The organism is Clostridium minihomine, assembly GCF_900240385.1.
Lineage (GTDB): Bacteria > Bacillota > Clostridia > Oscillospirales > Acutalibacteraceae > Faecalispora > Faecalispora minihomine.
Genome location: NZ_OEQH01000002.1, coordinates 177,465 through 194,355, shown reverse-complemented (window position 1 = coordinate 194,355; position 16,891 = coordinate 177,465). Strand labels below are relative to the sequence as shown.

Here is a 16,891-nt window from a genome sequence, read left to right as displayed (position 1 = left end):
ATTTGCAATGCAATACGATAAAAGGAGGTTTTTAAATGGCTAAAAAAGAGGAGAAAAAGCTGGGCAAAACCGAAGAAGCCAAGCTGGAGAAAAAATCCGTAAAAGAAGAAAAGTCTGAAATCGACCGCCTGCGGGAACAACTGCTGATTAATCGGAAGAACGGGTTCTTTTCTGTTACCGACAAGCAACTGAAAGAAGCAGACGATTACTGCGAAGGCTATAAAAAATTTCTGGATCAGGGAAAAACCGAGCGTGAGTGCGTGGAATTCGCCATTCGCGAAGCAGAAAAACACGGGTTCCGGGAATTTGCGCCAACAGCAAAATATAAGCCCGGCGATAAAGTGTATTACAATAATCGAGGCAAGTCCATCATTCTTGCTGTAATCGGAGAAAAGGGATGCCGCGAAGGGGTGCGCATTACCGCCGCCCATATCGATTCCCCCCGGTTGGATTTAAAGCCCTATCCCTTGTATGAATCCAATGATCTGGTGCTGTTTAAGTCCCATTATTACGGCGGCATCAAAAAATATCAGTGGACAGCGATTCCGCTGGCGATGCACGGCCGTGTGGTTCGCAAAGACGGCACCTTTGTGGATATTCGCATCGGCGAAGAACCGGGCGATCCCCAGTTCTGCGTCACCGATCTTTTGCCCCATTTGGGCACTGAGCAGATGACAAAGCCTTTGGCCAAAGCCATTGAAGGGGAAAACCTGAATATTTTGATCGGCAGCCGCCCGGTACGCACAGAAAGCGGTAAGGGCGAAAACTTGTTCAAACTGAACATTATGCGCCTGATCAACGAAAAGTATGATATTACGGAGGAAGATTTGGTTTCTGCTGAAATCGAGTTCGTGCCTGCATGGCATGCTTCTGACATCGGTTTTGACCGCAGTATGGTTGGCGCTTATGGTCATGATGACCGTGTTTGCGCATACCCGGCCTTGACTGCTATTTTAAATTGCAAGACGCCTTATCACACCGCCATCACGGTTTTGGCAGATAAGGAAGAAGTGGGAAGCGAAGGCAATACCGGCCTGAATTCTTCTTTCCTGCGCTATTTTGTAGAAACACTGGCCAAACAGGAAGGTGTGGAGTCCCGCGATGTGTTCGGGCTTTCCCAGTGCCTGTCTGCCGACGTTTGCGCGGGCTATGATCCGCTCTATGCCAGTGCATATGAGCCGGCAAACTCCTGCTATTTGAACAACGGTGTGTCCGTGATGAAATACACCGGCTCCCGCGGTAAATCCGGAACATCTGATGCTTCGGCGGAATTTATGGGCCAGGTGCGCCGCTTGCTGCACGATAACAATGTGCTGTGGCAGACCGGCGAGCTGGGCAAGGTAGATGGGGGCGGCGGCGGAACCGTTGCGATGTTCATTGCCAACCTGAATGTGGACGTTGTGGATGTGGGCGTTCCGGTACTGTCTATGCATGCCCCGCTGGAGGTTGCCTCGAAGTTGGATATTCTGATGGCATACCGTGCCTTTGTGGCATTTTTTGAGTCTAAGACAGAGCCAACCAAATAAAAAAAGCATCTGCAAAAAGCAGACGCTTTACTAGGGAGCCGTGAAGGGATTTCGCGGCTCCTTTTTTATGCCGCTGACTGGTCATCCAAATACATAACCCATTTTTGTAATTTTTTAAAACAATTTTTATTTGCCGAAAGGAGAATCTTCCCAGCGCACAAAGAAACCTTGATTATGGCCGCAAACCGGACAGGTCTGCGGTGCACCGGTGGCTTTGTGAATGTGACCGCAGCTCAGGCAGATATATTCGGTGGGCGTGTCGTTTTCAAATAGCTTGTTGCTTCCCATCAGCTGTGCATACCGGGCAAAGCGATCGCTGTGTGTTTTCTCAATCTCAGCAATCCAATAAAAAGAGTTTGCAATAGCGCTAAAGCCTTCTTCTTTTGCTGTGTCGCCAAAAGTTTTATAAATGGTGTCATGCTCGGCGGCTTCGTGTTTGGCGGCAAGCTGTAAAAGCTCCAGAATATTATTGGAATTGTCAACGGGATAATCGGCGTTTATCTGAATTTGCTGCCCGTTAAACTCTTTCAAATGGTTGTAAAATACTTCAGCGTGCTCTTTCTCTTGAGTTCCCGTATAGTGGAAAAGCCAATACAAAACCTCAAGATTCTGTTTTCTTGCCAGAGTTGCGGCCATCTCATAGCGCCGCCAAGCCTGACACTCTCCGGCAAAAGCCTTTAACAGATTTTCTTTCGTTATACTATTTTTGAGTTCGATCATAGATGATTCCCCCTGATTTCATTTGTTCTTATGATTTCCGGTTTTCCAAAATTTATGAAACAATACCCGAAAATTCTTGTAAGTGTTTTTTCAGGGGGCTTTTCCGGCAGGATCGAGCGTCCTTCTCGGCACAGCAGTTTTTTTTATTCTTCCGTACCACAAGTTGCTTTATTGTTTTGATAGCTGTCAATCAGAAGATTTACGATTAATCCGATGGTTACCAATAGTCCGCCTAATAAATTGCGAATCATAAAAGTACCTGACAGGAAGGTGTCCAGCAGTATCCCCGAAAATATCTGGCCGATAAAGATAAACAGCGTCATATTAAAAGCAGATATTTTTGTGGTAATGGTGTTAAAAAGCAATACGGTGGCCACACCCAATACGCCGCCTAAATAAATGGGGACTTGTGCCGGAAGATACAGCTGTGTCATCAGGGGTTCGTTTTGACCCAAGAGGATCATGAGAGGAACGGATACGCTGAGCCCGACCAGAAAATTAAAAAAGGTGCTGGTATGAATACTGGTGTTGTCGGCCAGCTGGGCGTTTAATGTACGGGCAATCACTAATCCGGCGCCGGCGGCAAAAGAAAAGAATACCGATAGCGCATCAAATTCCGTGATCATAACTGCGATTCCGGCGGCGACTAAAAAGAGCCCCAAAAACTTGTTTGGCCGAATCTGCTGTTTGGTGCCGTTGATCAGCCCAAACCGATCGGCAATGATGCTGGCAACGCTTTGACCCAGCAGACCCAATGCAAGAATAGCAGAAACGCTGATTCGGTCATAGGCCACAATTTGAAATGCCGTGATGATAACGCCGATTGCCCCGCCCGAATAATAAAGCCAGGGCATTCTTTTTGCAAAAGGATTTTCTCTGCGAAGCAAGATCCACAAACCAATTAAAGACAAGCCAATGATATGAATGATCACAGTGGCCGAATAGGTTCCGACCTGACTGCTTAGCCCCCCGTTGCATGCCACCATGAGGGCAACTAAAATTCCAGATACAAAAGCGAGTGTATAATACATTATTTTATCCCCTTTACGGAATCATTGTATAGGAAAAGCTTGCTATTGGGATATGACATATGTCATACTCTTTTTAGGGGGTGTCTGTATGGAAAAACGCTTGGCAGGCAAAGAGGATTTGGCGCTGCTTGCTCAATATGGGTTGCAGGATGCAGATGTAAAGCAACCGGTGCTGTTAAAATTCCGGCAGGGGGAATACGTCCTGCGGGAAGGTCATGCGATTGACAGTCTTTATTTTGTGCTGTCTGGAAAAGCAAAAGTTTGCCTTCATTCTTCCAGCGGCAAACAGCTTCTTCTGTGCTATTTTATTTCTTCCGGAATTTTGGGCGATTTAGAAATGCTTATGGAGGAACCAGAGGCTTTTGCCACGGTGCAAGCGGTGTCGGACTTTGAATGTATTGTGGTGCCTTTTTCCAAGAATCCTCACTTATTAAATCATAGTGTTTTTGCTCAAGGCCTTGCCCGTGAGCTTGCCGGCAAGCTGAAGCAAAGGGACACCTATAGCGCAACCACTATGCTTTACACGCTGGAAGAGAGGCTATGTGCCTATATTGTTCAAACCAACTGTAACGGAATCTTTCGCGAAACACTGACCGATGTGGCCGGGCTTCTTGGTTCCAGCTATCGGCATCTGCTGCGATGTCTTCAAAAACTGTGCAACGATGGGGTGCTGAAAAAGCAAACCAATGGCTTTCAAATCGTGAATCAGAAAATGCTTCAAGAAAGAGCCGGTGACTTATATGTATGATACCATGTTTTTGATTCAAAAGCTCAGTTTACACCGGTTAGCATAGAGATTTTATCAATAGATTTTTTTTGCATTCTTTGCATTGCTTTTTTAGAAGAATATTTTTCTATTCTTCCTATTGTCTCTCCTGCCAAAGGGGAAGCTATATAAATGATTATTTCTTTATTGTTTTTATAAGAACATTCTTCTTCTTTCTACTTCGCCCCTCAGGCCGGGGCGGGGCTTATTTTTTCCACCGGACAGAAAGGCTTATTCTCTATTAAATAATTCATTTTATTGTTCTTATAAAAACATTCTTCTCATCTTTCCCTTACCCCTCAGGCCGGGGCGGGCCCCTACTTTCTTTCAAGAAGAAAGTAGGCAAAGACTTGCCAAGGCTCTGCCTTTGGAATCCGTTTAAAATCAGGGAAAGACGAAAGTTTTGTGTAACGCGCCGCTAAATCGTGGGTGGCGCACTCGCCTCCGGCGGCGCACTACCGCACGGCGGCGCTATCGAAAGCTAGGTTCCATTTCTTCTACGTTAGCTATGTGCAGTCACGCCAACCAAGCGCCACCTTTGGCGCGATCCCACATGACTTGTGTCTTATTGTTTCCGGTTTCCAAAGGCGGAGCCTTTGTGTCGTTGAGAAGGGGTCCAGGGGGAGAGGATCGAAACTCTCCCCCTGGAAAGCCTTTGCTTCCTTTCGTCTTTCCACGAAAGGAAGTGCCAGCCCCGGCAAGAGGGGCGAAGTAGAAATAAGAAGAATATTCTTATAAAAGCAGTCAGACTTTTATTATAATAGAAAGCATCACAAAGCAAAGCGGGCTCACCCGGCATAAGAGCAATGCTTTTCGGCTTACTCTGGTTTCTCTGTGTAACAAAAGCAAAGAACCGTTCTTTGTGAAAAAGAACGGTTCTTTTTTTGCCCGGGGTAAAGTTTTACCCGCAGCCATTCCGCAGGGAACCCTCCGCTTTCTTGCAGTGTGTTCCTTTGGCTGCATGGTGGCCTTTGAATGCCCATGGCAATTGTATGCTTACAGACTTAGGTTGGAACGGCTGGGCAAAGAAGGCGCCTGTAAAAGCGCATTTTATGTGAGTATTTTAAGGGGAAAATAGGATCACGAAAAAATCCCAGCCTGTTCCGAACCGCTGTCTGTAAGGCAACAAAAAAGCGCGGTACGGATGGGTCTCAACTTCCAATCCATATACCACGCTCATCAGTCGTGCACGGATCATACCCACTCCGCAGAACTCAAAATACCCCTTGGCCAATTCCCATCTCCTCTGTACAAGAGAGGAAAAATAAGGTATAATGATCCTGCGAATGTGCGGTTGATCCGTTGTATATGGAGCCACTTCTCCGTATACAGGGGGCGAGGTGGTTCTAGCACCTCGTTCCTGCATTTGCACTTTATTTGTGCCTTACACCCAGATTATACCAGTTTTGGCAATGGAATGCAAGAACAGTAGTACGGTTTGGGGTGTTTTTAATGGGAAAATTTGTCACATTACAGTGGGCGCAACCATCGAAAACCAGCCCGCAGCCCCAAAGGGATTGAAAGCCCGTGGGGAAACAAAGCCGGGTTGCCCATATCCCTTGTGTGTCATTCTGTGAGGACTCATTGTTTACTCATCTTTTGAACCACATAAAAGCTGATACATGCCGATTAGAATTAATATCTAGAAAAAATAAAGAGGAATATCCTACGTTGAAAACTTTGCCTATAAAAGGCAAGCCATACTCAAAGTAAAAAAACTGGTTGCACATACATACCGTTTGATTGCTTCCAAAACGATGCTCACTCCATCCTGTGCTTTTATAGAAAACATGACAAACAAGCCCCGGTCAAATTTTTGACCGGGGCTTGTTTGTTGTGCGACACAACCACCGACTTAGTCAGTGGGGTGCCGTGCCCTTTTCCCGGAATCGCCGGGTGTGCGAGCCGAACCGTTAAAAATCCGTAAAAGGGATTTATTTGTTCTGAAACTTATTTAAATCGATGATAAACCGGGTGTGGGTTCCGGCGCCGACTTGTCCTTTGGGGCAGGTGGCCAGAACGCTGAATTCCACGCGCCGACGGTCAATTTCGGTGACGGTGGCAGTAACGGTCACCTCGGTGCCGATGGGGGCGGCCATATCGTGGGACACATTCACATGAGTTCCCACAGAACCTTTGCCCTGTGGCAACGCGGGTTCAATGCACTGATAACTGGCGGTTTCCATAGCAGAAATCATGTGCGGGGTGGAAAATACCGGCGGCAGGTTGTTCCCTTGGCGAGCCGCTGTATTAGATTCATCGACGATGACTTGAATGGTGTTGCTCATACCTACTTTAAGCTCCATAAATGATATCTTCCTTTCAACATGATAATGTAATTGCTTGCTTTGCACAAGAATCGAGCCGTCCATTTTTGTTGCTCCACTTGCATTGTAAATCCAGCCAAAAAACACAGCCGCCAAGTGGAGTGAATCAATGGTGTCATCAGTATAGCATACCGGGGGTTTCAATCTCAATGAAATTTGATTTCAAAAATTTGATTTCAATTGAAAGCCGGGCAGAACAAGAAGGCTTTCTCTTCCCATTTGCTTTATATAGAAAAGAAGAAAAAGGGGTTGGAATAAATTTCCTGTTACTTTTTACAAAGTTTGGGGGAAAATCAGCAAAGAAAAAGAGATTTTGACTTGAATTCTTCCACAAATTATGATAGACTGTAACCAATTTGTTACAATTGTAATTTTTTGTAATGCGGGATTTATCAGCCCGCCACCAGCCGAGACATGGGAGGATGCAAAGGAATGAGAAAAAGACTGGCAGCAGTGTTGGCGTTTGCTTTTTGCTTTTTGACGGTGACCGGACTGAGCGCCCCGGCAAAGGCAGCGGAAGTAAAAACAGGTGTCGGATTATCTGACCATGTGATGAAAGCTTATACGGAAAAATGGAAGTACAGCTATGGCAGCATTGGTCAATTGAGAAACGGCACACGCTATACCGATTGCTCCGGCCTGATTAAGTCCTATTTATGGTGGACAGGCGATAAGACCAACCCCAATTCCAGTTTGGTATCTGTTTCGGGCACCGGCAGCGGAATGCTGAGCAGTGCGAAAAGCAAAGGAACCATCAATTACAGCAACTGGTCCTCTCTTCCCAGAACACACGGCCTGATTCTGTACCAGCCGGGTCATGTGGGCGTTTATGTGGGAAACAACATGGCAATTGACAACCGGGGCACCGGTTACGATATGAAATACGAAAAAGTATTCGGCAGAGCAAAAAACAAGTGGACAACCTGGTTTAAACTTCCCCAGCTTTCTTACCCGACCACCGGTTTTGCTACATATAACGGAAACGACTATTATTATGAAAACGGCGAATATGCCATTAAAACCACCCGCACCATCGGCGACACCATTTATACCATTGATGCCACCGGCGTGATCACTTCTACCGCGCCGACTCCGCAGGCACAGGCAGCCGAGGCTGCCGGAATTGCGGCAGCGGAAGATAAAGCCGCTGCTGCCACCGGAACCGAACCGGTTCCCTTTGATCTGGATGAAGACGACACAGCGGTGGTGGCTCAGCCTTAACCCTGATGAAATGCTTTGAAAAAATCGGCAGAATTTGATTTTGTTTGTTCCAGGTAAATTCTTACATAGAATAACATAAATTTGATTTCGGCAGGGGACAAGTTGTCCCTGCCGGTTTTTTTTACAGGAAAAGGAGAGAATACAAAGTGTGAAAATCAAAGGATTTGGAAGAAAAACCAGCGAAAAACGGCAGGTTCTATGCAATATATTCATAAAATATCAAAATTCGGTAAAAAATGAAATAAATCCTTGACAAATCACGATATTAACTCTATTATTTTACTTGTTGCGTTTGCATCTGAAAGAATTTTGGCTTCGCTCTATTGCCGCAATCTTCTAAGATTGTGAAAAATCCTTTGCGGAGGGCAATAAACACGGCGCGGCCAGGCTTGCGTTAGCGCCAGAATTGGTTTAACGTGACTGATTATTACCGCAAAGGGGATGCACAAATGGAAAATAACACGATTATTTCACTTCAGAACATTGATGTGTCGTTTGGCAAAGAGACTGTGCTGAAAAGCCTGAATCTCAATATCCGCGACGGCGAGTTCGTGACCTTGTTGGGGCCTTCGGGCTGCGGCAAAACCACGACCCTGCGCATTATCGGCGGATTTGTCACACCAGACGCAGGCGATGTTTTTTTTAACGGCAAAAAGATCAACGATGTTCCCCCGCATAAGCGCGAGGTCAACACAATTTTTCAAAAATACGCTTTGTTCCCACACCTGAATGTGTTTGAGAACGTGGCGTTTGGAATGCGGGTGCACAAAAAGCCCGAAGCGCAGATTCGCGAAACAGTGAAGCGTATGCTGGACATGGTGAACCTGAGCGGTTTTGCCCGGCGTGGTGTGAATTCGCTGTCCGGCGGGCAGCAGCAGCGCGTGGCCATTGCCCGTGCGTTGGCCAACGACCCCAAAGTGCTGCTTTTGGATGAGCCTTTGGGCGCGCTGGATTTAAAACTGAGAAAAGACATGCAGGCTGAGCTGAAAAAGATTCAGCAGCAGCTGGGCATTACGTTTGTGTTTGTCACCCATGATCAGGAAGAAGCTTTGTCCATGTCCGACACCGTTGTCGTCATGGATAAGGGACGCATTCAGCAAATCGGCACACCCCAGGACATTTATAATGAACCGAAAAATGCTTTTATCGCCGACTTTATTGGGGAAAGTAATATTATTGACGGCGTGATGCACCGGGATTTTCTGGTGGAGTTTGCCGGCCGCAAATTCGATTGTCTGGATAAGGGCTTTCGCCCCATGGAGCCGGTGGATGTGGTCATCCGGCCTGAAGATATTGAGGTGGTAACGCCGGTGGAAGGGCATATCTCCGGCGTGGTGACTTCTGTGAACTTTAAGGGAGTCCATTATGAAATTATTGTGGATGTCCATGACTTTAAATGGATGATTCAGTCTACGGATTATCAGGAAGTAGGGGATAGAATCGGCCTGATTCTTCAGCCCGACGACATCCATATTATGAAAAAATCGGAATATTCCGGAACATTCGGGGATTACAGCACCTTCAGCGATGAGATGGAGGAGGATTCCCAGCCTCCGGAGCAGGAAGAGGAGGCGGAAAGCTGAATGATTAAATCGAAGGCGGTTTCCGCGCCTTATCTGATTTGGATGGTCATTTTCATTGTGGTGCCCATGTTTTTGGTGGGGTATTTTGCCTTTACCGATCAGCAGGGACAGTTTACATTGCACAATCTGGCAGGGGTCGGGCAGTATTCCAATGTGTTTCTGCGTTCGATTTGGCTGGGATTGATTGCCACGGTGATTTCTTTGGTGGTGGGATATCCGCTGGCCTATATTATCTCGCGCACCAGTGTGCGCCGGCAAAGCATTTTAATTATGCTGGTGATGCTGCCCATGTGGATGAACTTTCTTCTGCGCACCTATGCATGGATGACCATTTTAGAGGACAACGGAATTATCAATTCCATGCTGGCCGGGCTTGGCCTTGGCAGGCTGCATCTGATAAACACTCAGGGTGCGGTGGTTTTGGGCATGGTTTATAACTATATGCCTTATATGATTCTGCCCATTTATTCGGTGCTGACTAAAATTGACCAAAGCATTATTGAAGCGGCACAGGATTTGGGTGCAGGCCGCAGCAAGGTGTTTCATAAGGTGACCTTTCCGTTGAGCATGCCGGGGGTAATTTCCGGCGTAACCATGGTATTTGTTCCGTCGGTCAGTACATTTATTATTTCTAAAATGCTGGGCGGCGGCGGAAATCTGCTCATCGGTGACTTGATTGATATGCAGTTTTTGGGCAGTGCCTATAATCCCAATTTGGGTTCGGCCATTTCTTTGGTGCTGATGCTGCTGATTTTAATTTGCATGGGCATTATGAATCAGTTTGACGAAGGTGACCGCGCGGACGGGGAGGGAATGCTGATATGACAAAAACGGTATCCCGGCTGTACATGGTTCTGATTTATCTTTTCCTGTACGCCCCGATTTTTATTTTGATTATTTTTTCTTTTAATGATTCTTCCACCATGAGCCGCTCGGTATGGTCGGGTTTTTCCCTGCGCTGGTATCGTCAGCTCTTTCAGGACAGGCTGATTCTGGAGGCGCTTCAGAATACATTGGTGATTGCATTGTTTTCGGCGCTGGGAGCCACAGCAATCGGCACAGCAGCCGCAATCGGCATTAACGGCATGAAGCGGTGGAGCCGCCGGTTGGTGATGAATGTGACCAACTTTCCCATGGTGAACCCCGAGATCGTCACCGGTGTTTCGCTGATGCTGCTGTTTGTGTTTTTTGCCCGTGCCATGGGCGGCATTTCACTGGGAATGGTGTCGCTGATTTTTGCGCATATCACGTTTTCGCTTCCCTATGTGATTTTATCCGTTTTGCCGAAATTACGGCAGATGGATCCTCATATGTACGAGGCGGCCCAGGATTTGGGCTGCCCGCCGGTCAAATCCTTTTTAAAGGTGGTTTTGCCCGAGATTATTCCCGGTGTCATCACGGGTATGATTATGGCATTTACGCTGTCGATTGATGATTTTGTCATCAGCTATTTTACCAGCGGCACAACCCAGACACTGCCCATTTATATTTATTCCATGACCAGAAAGCGGATCAGCCCCGAAATCAACGCGCTGTCCACATTGCTGTTCGGTACCATTCTGATTCTGCTGCTGATTATCAATGTACGCCAGTCCAAAGAGAAGCAGCAGGAACTGGAAAGGGAGGAGGCGTAAGCTTTTGAAAAAGAGAGTAACGGCTTTTGCCCTGTTGATTTTGTTTGTGTGCCCTTTGCTTTTTTCGATGCGGGTGCATGCGCAGGCACAGGCGGCTCCCAAAACCGGTGTAACCATCAATGTATACAACTGGGGCGAATATATTTCAAATGGCGTAGAAGGCAGCCTTGACGTCAATAAGGAATTCACCCGGCGCACCGGCATCGAGGTGAACTACACCACCTTTGAAAGCAACGAAAACCTTTACGCCAAGCTGGTCAGCGGCGGGGCGAATTACGACGTGGTAATTCCCTCTGACTATATGATTTCTAAGCTGGTTCGAGAAGGTCTTTTGCAAAAGCTGGATTTTCAGAATATTCCCAATTTTAAACACATTGATCCGGAATTTTTAAAACCCGTGTATGATCCCACCGGCGAGTATTCTGTGCCTTACACTTGGGGTGTGGTGGGCATCTTTTACAACAAGAATTATGTAAAGGAAACCGTGGATAGCTGGGATATTTTATGGGACGAAAAGTATTCCGGAAAAATCCTGATGTTTGATAATCCGCGCGATGCTTTCGGAATTGCCCAGAAGATGCTTGGCTTTTCCTTTAACAGCACGGAATCTTCTGAATGGGAACAGGCGGCCATGCTTTTAAAGCAGCAAAAGCCTTTGGTGCAGGCCTATGTGATGGATCAAATTTTTGATAAAATGGCCAGCGGCGAGGCTTGGGTTGCACCCTATTATGCGGGTGACGCGGCCACTTTGGTGGAATCGAACCCGGATATTGGTTTTGCCATTCCGACTAAGCAAGGAACCAACTTCTTTGTGGATGCGGCCTGTGTTCCGGTAACTTCTAAAAACAAAGAAGCGGCAGAAGCTTATATTAACTTTTTGTGTGAGCCTGAAATTGCCGCTGCTAACGTGGAATACATCGGTTATTCCACACCGGAAAGCGCCGCCAAAGAACTTTTGCCCGAAGAGATTGTGAATAACCCCAACTATTATCCGCCGGAAGAAATCATGAATCAGGCCGAAACCTTTGCTGTTCTGCCGGATGATACCAACCTTCAGCTCGATACCCTTTGGGCAGAGGTGAAGATGGGCGGGCCGGGAGAAACAGCCACGCTGATAGCTATTTTGGCAGTGTTTTTGGCCGTGTATCTGGTGGTCATTATTTACAAGCGCCGAAAGCGCAAATGGGAACTACAATAGTATTTGATAAAAAGGGACGGCCTACTTTCGCAGGCTGTCCCTTTTTTGAATACAAATTTAAATTCTCAAGGCTGGGCTCCGCATTTCGTTCAAAAGCAAAAAGATATCCATTAAAATTTAAAAATTTGATTTTGAAAAAAGAGCCTGTTTCATCAGGTTCTTTTTTCTTTTTTTAAATCTGAAATAAAAAGATAATTCAGGTAAATGATAAAATTTCTGACAGCATTCAACCACCGTATGAACGCTTTGATTCTTTTTTCCACAATTCTCCTGTTTAAAGCGGATTTGGCAACATAAAAACATGATGTTTGAGAAAGATTAAAGGTTGAAAGGAGGTGAATGTTTGAAAAAAACAAAAAAATTTTTTCAACGATTAACCGGTTGTTTGGCAGCAGTGACCTTGCTGGCGGGAACGGCGGTGGGCTATTATCAATATAACCTTCCCGATCAATTCCGTGTTACGGCAGGGGGAAAGCTGCGGCTGAATCAAACCGGGGTAAGCATCGTGGATGCAAATAATCGAACAGAGATTACTGCATCTGCTTTGAAATCCGCAAACCAGAATTATCAGGCTCAACTGATGCTCTTTGACGTGATACCAATTAAAACGGTAAACGTCAAGGTAGTGGAAGAAAAACTTTTGGTGCCTTGCGGTACTCCTTTCGGCATCAAGATGTTCACAAATGGTGTTGTGGTGGTGGGTGTGGCTGACATTGAAAGCGATGGCAAAATGATCAACCCGGCTGCTGTAGCAGGCGTAAAAGTCGGTGATATCATTACTGCCGTCAACGGACAGTCGGTCACACAGAACAATCAGGTGGCAAAGCTGATAGAAGCCAGCAAAGGAACAGCGGTTCAGCTTTCTATTAAACGAAACGAAGATAATCTAACGGCGTTTCTTACCCCTATTCTTTCCGATACCGATGGAAGTTATAAGGGAGGATTATGGGTTCGTGACAGTACGGCCGGAATTGGTACGGTAACTTTTTATGATCCCAATACCGGCTCGTTTGGCGGATTAGGACATGGTATCTGTGACGTGGATACCAATGAACTGATGCCGCTGCGCAGCGGTGACGTGGTATCTGTCACCATCAGCGGAATTGTAAAGGGACAAAAAGGACGTGCAGGAGAACTGCGCGGTTATTTTAACAATGATTTTCCCGTAGGACAGCTTCAAAAAAATTCAGAATCCGGTGTTTACGGAATGTTGAATTCTTCTCCTGTATCCATGGAAGCGATCCCCGTTGCGTCAAAACAAGACGTAAAAATGGGGGCTGCTACAATTTTTACAACCGTGGACGGAACGGCTCCCCAAAATTACAGCATAGAGATTGAGTCAATTAATTATCAGGATAATGCCAAAACAAAAAATCTGACAGTAAAAGTGACGGATCCCCGGCTTTTGAGTAAGACGGGCGGCATCGTTCAGGGGATGAGCGGCAGCCCGATTGTGCAAGATGGCAAGCTGGTTGGAGCCGTAACTCATGTGTTTGTGAACGACCCAACCCGAGGATATGGCATATTGGCAGAAAATATGGTAGAAATATCCGAAAAAATTAGCATGGAAAATGAGAAAAAAGCATCTTAACACAAAAATTATCATCGTTCTAAAATAAATTTACCAAAAAATCATAAAAAATGTTGTGTAAGCTATTGCCATAAATGCCAATATATGGTATTATGAACCTGTAAATTAATTGAAACAGGGGGATATGTTCATGGAAAAACATTTAAAACTGCTGATTTCTAATGACACTGACGAATTCACTCGAAATTATTCTCATGATTTTGAAATCGCGGGAATAGATGTGGCCTATGCACCAAAAGATGGCCTAAGAGTTCTGGATCATATTGATTCGGAACAGCCCGATGCGGTTCTGTTGGACTTATTTATGCCCCGGTTAGATGCGATTGGGGTCATTCATGCCGTTCGGAAAAAGTATGCGGGCAAAGCGCCATTCTTCATTGTCATGTCTACATTCAGCAGCCCTACGCTGGAGCGTGAGGTAATGCTTTCCGGAGCTGCATATTTTGTCATTTGCCCTTTCGATGGAAAGGAATTGGCTCAAAGAATTTTAAAAATATGCGGAGGCACGACCCCCAAGCAAGAACAGGTTCAGGCGCCGGCTTCCAAAGGAAAACCATCTTTGGAAATCCAGGTGACAGAAATTCTGCATCAGATCGGCGTACCAGCCCATATTAAGGGATACCATTATTTGCGTGATTCGATTATTATGGCAGTTCAAACACCCGATATTATCAATGCAGTGACCAAACAGCTTTATCCCAGTGTTGCAAAACGGTATGAAACCACCCCCTCCCGTGTAGAACGTGCGATCCGTCATGCGATCGAAGTTGCTTGGGATAGGGGCGATATTGATATCTTGAACTCTTATTTTGGCTATACCATTCACAATACCCGTGGAAAACCCACAAACAGCGAGTTTATTGCTATGATTAGTGATAAGCTGCGGTTAGAAATGAAGTCTGCCAGCTAAAATTCCAAATCTGACACAATTCCCGAAAATCATAAAAATAAGCTCCTTTTCTTACTTGGATTTGAATGTGAATTCTGCCAAGAAAGGAAAGGGGCATTTTTTCTGAAACATTATTTCAATACTAAATTTTTAAAGAATTATTTTTATCGAAAAAAGAAAAATTCCTTTCCCTAAAACCTGAAAGAATCAGGTTGGGGAAAGGAGTCTTTAATTTTTTTGATTTATAACGGATTACTGTTTACAACAAACAGCAGTGAATTGGGAACCGGACGTTCTTTTTTATCAGAAGGCTGGTTGCGAAGAATCAAACCGCTGCTTCCGGTGTTTTGGCTCATAAGAGTGGCCGAGCCGCCGGCATCCAGATTACCGGCCTGTACTGCGCCCATATCTTTCATTACCTGAGCCAGTTCCTGTAAGGTGGCACCGGTGGAATAGCCGGCCTGGCGGCCATCAATCATCACAAAAAATACGGTTCCGTCTGCACGGATTCCCACGCCAAGGCGGGGCGAAAAGGTTTTTTGGTCGGCAGCTTTTTGTGTAACTAATTCCCCGTTCTTTACCAACAAGGTGTCATATAACCCAATGGCATTTTGAAGCTGGGGTTTCAGCGCCTGATACTCCTGGTTAGAAGCAATTACGGGAGTTCCGTCTTTTTTAATTCCTAAAAAATTCCAGCGTTCCGCTCGTGCCGAAGTGGTTCCCTGAAGCTCAACACCATCTTTGATCACAACACCCCAAGGCTGATTTGTGGACATATTAAACATGTCGCCGTTTATGGCAGCCACCACGGGTTTTCCATGGGCAATAGCCGCATTGGCCTGTTCCCTCACGGTAGTCGCCCGGTAACCGCCGGAATATGTACCATCGCCCGGTGTTCCGACAGACAGCCCAATCTGTTTTTCGGCTGGATTGTATTCCAGCATAAAGCATTCGTTTTTCTTGTTATTTAAGTTTGTAAAAGTAAACTTAGTTTCCACCAGTCCGGGCGAAACCACTCTGCTGTAGTTTGACATTAAAGAGGTCGCCACAAGACTGGTCAGCCTCAACTGGCCGAAGATCGGTGTAAATACAGCAGCGGATGCACTGGAAAGCTGCGTTACGGTTAATAAAACAGCCGCGGCGGATAAAAGCTTTCTTCTGGCGTTTTTAGATGATTTTTTCACATTATTTTGTTTCATTTTTCTGCACATTTCTCCCTTCATCAGATATTTTAATCTTAGCACCAATAGGGAGATTATGTCAACCAAAAACTTCCGTTTTTTTAGAAAATTCGTTGTTAATTTTTGGTAATCATTAACTGACCGAACACATCACCGATTCGATCGCTAATGACTAAGTTAGCATTTTGATCCATTGGGGTGCTGGAACGGTTGATGAGCACCAGATTTTTGCCTTTAAAATAATGTATCAGTCCCGCAGCCGGGTAAACAGCCAAAGAGGTTCCGCCGATAATCAGCGTGTCTGCTTTGCGAATCGCCGAAACTGCGCCGTCAATTACATCCGGTTCTAACCCTTCTCCATACAGCACCACATCGGGTTTTATGGTTCCTCCACAGGAACAAGATGGAATCCCGGTGCTATTTAAGATGAATTCGGCATCATATTGCTGATGACATTTTTGGCAGTAGTTGCGGTGAACAGAGCCATGCAGTTCATATACCCGTTTGCTGCCTGCTTTTTGGTGCAATCCATCAATGTTTTGCGTAATAACCGCGGTTAATTTTCCGGCCTGTTCCAACTCTGCCAGTTTTTGATGAGCCGCATTGGGCTGCGCGGTTAAACAAAGCATTTTTTCACGATAAAAATCAAAAAACTCATCGGTATGACGCACATAAAAATTGTGGCTCAAAATTTCTTCCGGCGGGTACCGATACGTTTGATGATATAGGCCGTCAACGCTGCGAAAATCGGGGATTCCGCTTTCTGTAGATACGCCGGCTCCCCCAAAAAACACAATCCGGCTGCTTTCGTCTATTATGCTTTGAAATTGTTCCATTTTGCTCATAGAAATTCCTCCGATCTTCTTTCTTTTCGCTATCTCCTTATCTTAGTCGGTATCCCAGTGAAAATCAAGTTTTTCCGAAATAAGCCAAGTTTTGATAAAATTTTGAAAATTATTAAAAAAAGGATTGCCTTTTCTGATTAAGTGTGATAAAATAATCAACGTTGCAATTCCGGGTGTGGCGCAGTTGGTAGCGCGCTTGACTGGGGGTCAAGAGGCCGTGAGTTCAAGTCTCGCCACTCGGACCAAAAAAAGACCGTCGATTTTTATCGACGGTCTTTTTGTTTTTGTCTAAAATACGGCTGAATTAAGAAAAGGCACGATGAAAAGTCAGCTGTTCCATCGTATCACCACAGAATAAGAAGTCGTTTTCTTCTGCCTG

General features: G+C 45.7%; 15 protein-coding genes and 1 tRNA gene. 11 read left to right on the top strand and 5 right to left on the bottom strand.

From position 1 onward, the window contains the following. Positions 1-35 precede the first annotated feature (35 nt). Positions 36-1,526: an aminopeptidase gene (locus C1A02_RS04680; RefSeq protein ID WP_101697060.1), complete on the top strand. Its 1,491-nt coding sequence runs from the start codon at positions 36-38 to the stop codon at positions 1,524-1,526. A 126-nt stretch (positions 1,527-1,652) separates the two neighbouring features. Here C1A02_RS04680 and C1A02_RS04675 read toward each other — a convergent pair whose 3' ends face one another. Further along, positions 1,653-2,246, bottom strand: a complete 594-nt coding sequence (locus tag C1A02_RS04675) for a rubrerythrin family protein (protein WP_101697059.1) — start codon at positions 2,244-2,246, stop codon at positions 1,653-1,655. A 143-nt stretch (positions 2,247-2,389) separates the two neighbouring features. Continuing rightward, the gene (locus C1A02_RS04670; RefSeq protein ID WP_101697058.1) at positions 2,390-3,277 is read right to left on the bottom strand and encodes a DMT family transporter; all 888 of its coding nucleotides are present in this window, start codon (positions 3,275-3,277) and stop codon (positions 2,390-2,392) included. An 88-nt stretch (positions 3,278-3,365) separates the two neighbouring features. Here C1A02_RS04670 and C1A02_RS04665 point away from each other — a divergent pair, with 88 nt between their 5' ends. Next, positions 3,366-4,025, top strand: a complete 660-nt coding sequence (locus tag C1A02_RS04665) for a cyclic nucleotide-binding domain-containing protein (protein ID WP_164997149.1) — start codon at positions 3,366-3,368, stop codon at positions 4,023-4,025. Positions 4,026-5,977: 1,952 nt separating this feature from the next. Here C1A02_RS04665 and C1A02_RS04650 read toward each other — a convergent pair. Further along, positions 5,978-6,349 carry a thioesterase family protein gene (locus C1A02_RS04650; protein ID WP_101697054.1) on the bottom strand — a complete coding sequence of 124 codons (372 nt, stop codon included), beginning with the start codon at positions 6,347-6,349 and terminating at the stop codon, positions 5,978-5,980. Between the two features lie 170 nt (positions 6,350-6,519). Between C1A02_RS04650 and C1A02_RS13445 the strand changes: the two genes are divergently transcribed. The 8 genes from C1A02_RS13445 to spo0A all read left to right on the top strand — a co-directional run bounded on the left by C1A02_RS13445 (position 6,520) and on the right by spo0A (position 14,507). Continuing rightward, positions 6,520-6,687, top strand: a complete 168-nt coding sequence (locus tag C1A02_RS13445; protein ID WP_164997148.1) for a hypothetical protein — start codon at positions 6,520-6,522, stop codon at positions 6,685-6,687. 115 nt (positions 6,688-6,802) lie between these two features. After that, positions 6,803-7,591: an NlpC/P60 family protein gene (locus C1A02_RS04645; RefSeq protein WP_243577922.1), complete on the top strand. Its 789-nt coding sequence runs from the start codon at positions 6,803-6,805 to the stop codon at positions 7,589-7,591. A 449-nt stretch (positions 7,592-8,040) separates the two neighbouring features. Continuing rightward, entirely contained in the window at positions 8,041-9,174 is a 1,134-nt protein-coding gene (potA, locus tag C1A02_RS04640) for a spermidine/putrescine ABC transporter ATP-binding protein (RefSeq protein WP_101697052.1), read from the top strand. Beyond that, positions 9,175-9,999 (top strand): ABC transporter permease, encoded by an 825-nt coding sequence (locus C1A02_RS04635; RefSeq protein WP_101697051.1) that lies wholly within the window; start codon positions 9,175-9,177, stop codon positions 9,997-9,999. Then, the gene (locus tag C1A02_RS04630) at positions 9,996-10,808 is read left to right on the top strand and encodes an ABC transporter permease (protein ID WP_101697050.1); all 813 of its coding nucleotides are present in this window, start codon (positions 9,996-9,998) and stop codon (positions 10,806-10,808) included. The genes C1A02_RS04635 and C1A02_RS04630 overlap by 4 nt, the downstream gene beginning before the upstream one ends. Positions 10,809-10,812: 4 nt before the next feature. Further along, positions 10,813-12,006 carry an ABC transporter substrate-binding protein gene (locus C1A02_RS04625; protein ID WP_101697049.1) on the top strand — a complete coding sequence of 398 codons (1,194 nt, stop codon included), beginning with the start codon at positions 10,813-10,815 and terminating at the stop codon, positions 12,004-12,006. Positions 12,007-12,349: 343 nt separating this feature from the next. Beyond that, positions 12,350-13,597 (top strand): SpoIVB peptidase, encoded by a 1,248-nt coding sequence (gene spoIVB, locus C1A02_RS04620; protein ID WP_101697048.1) that lies wholly within the window; start codon positions 12,350-12,352, stop codon positions 13,595-13,597. Positions 13,598-13,727: 130 nt separating this feature from the next. Continuing rightward, the gene (gene spo0A, locus C1A02_RS04615) at positions 13,728-14,507 is read left to right on the top strand and encodes a sporulation transcription factor Spo0A (RefSeq protein WP_101697047.1); all 780 of its coding nucleotides are present in this window, start codon (positions 13,728-13,730) and stop codon (positions 14,505-14,507) included. A 221-nt stretch (positions 14,508-14,728) separates the two neighbouring features. On the opposite strand, the gene C1A02_RS04610 is transcribed toward spo0A, so the two are convergent. Continuing rightward, the gene (locus tag C1A02_RS04610) at positions 14,729-15,685 is read right to left on the bottom strand and encodes a phosphodiester glycosidase family protein (protein WP_101697046.1); all 957 of its coding nucleotides are present in this window, start codon (positions 15,683-15,685) and stop codon (positions 14,729-14,731) included. Between the two features lie 98 nt (positions 15,686-15,783). Next, positions 15,784-16,512: an NAD-dependent protein deacylase gene (locus tag C1A02_RS04605; RefSeq protein WP_101697045.1), complete on the bottom strand. Its 729-nt coding sequence runs from the start codon at positions 16,510-16,512 to the stop codon at positions 15,784-15,786. A 169-nt stretch (positions 16,513-16,681) separates the two neighbouring features. On the opposite strand from C1A02_RS04605, the gene C1A02_RS04600 reads away from it, so the two are divergent. Continuing rightward, positions 16,682-16,757, top strand: a tRNA-Pro gene (locus tag C1A02_RS04600). Positions 16,758-16,891: the final 134 nt, after the last annotated feature.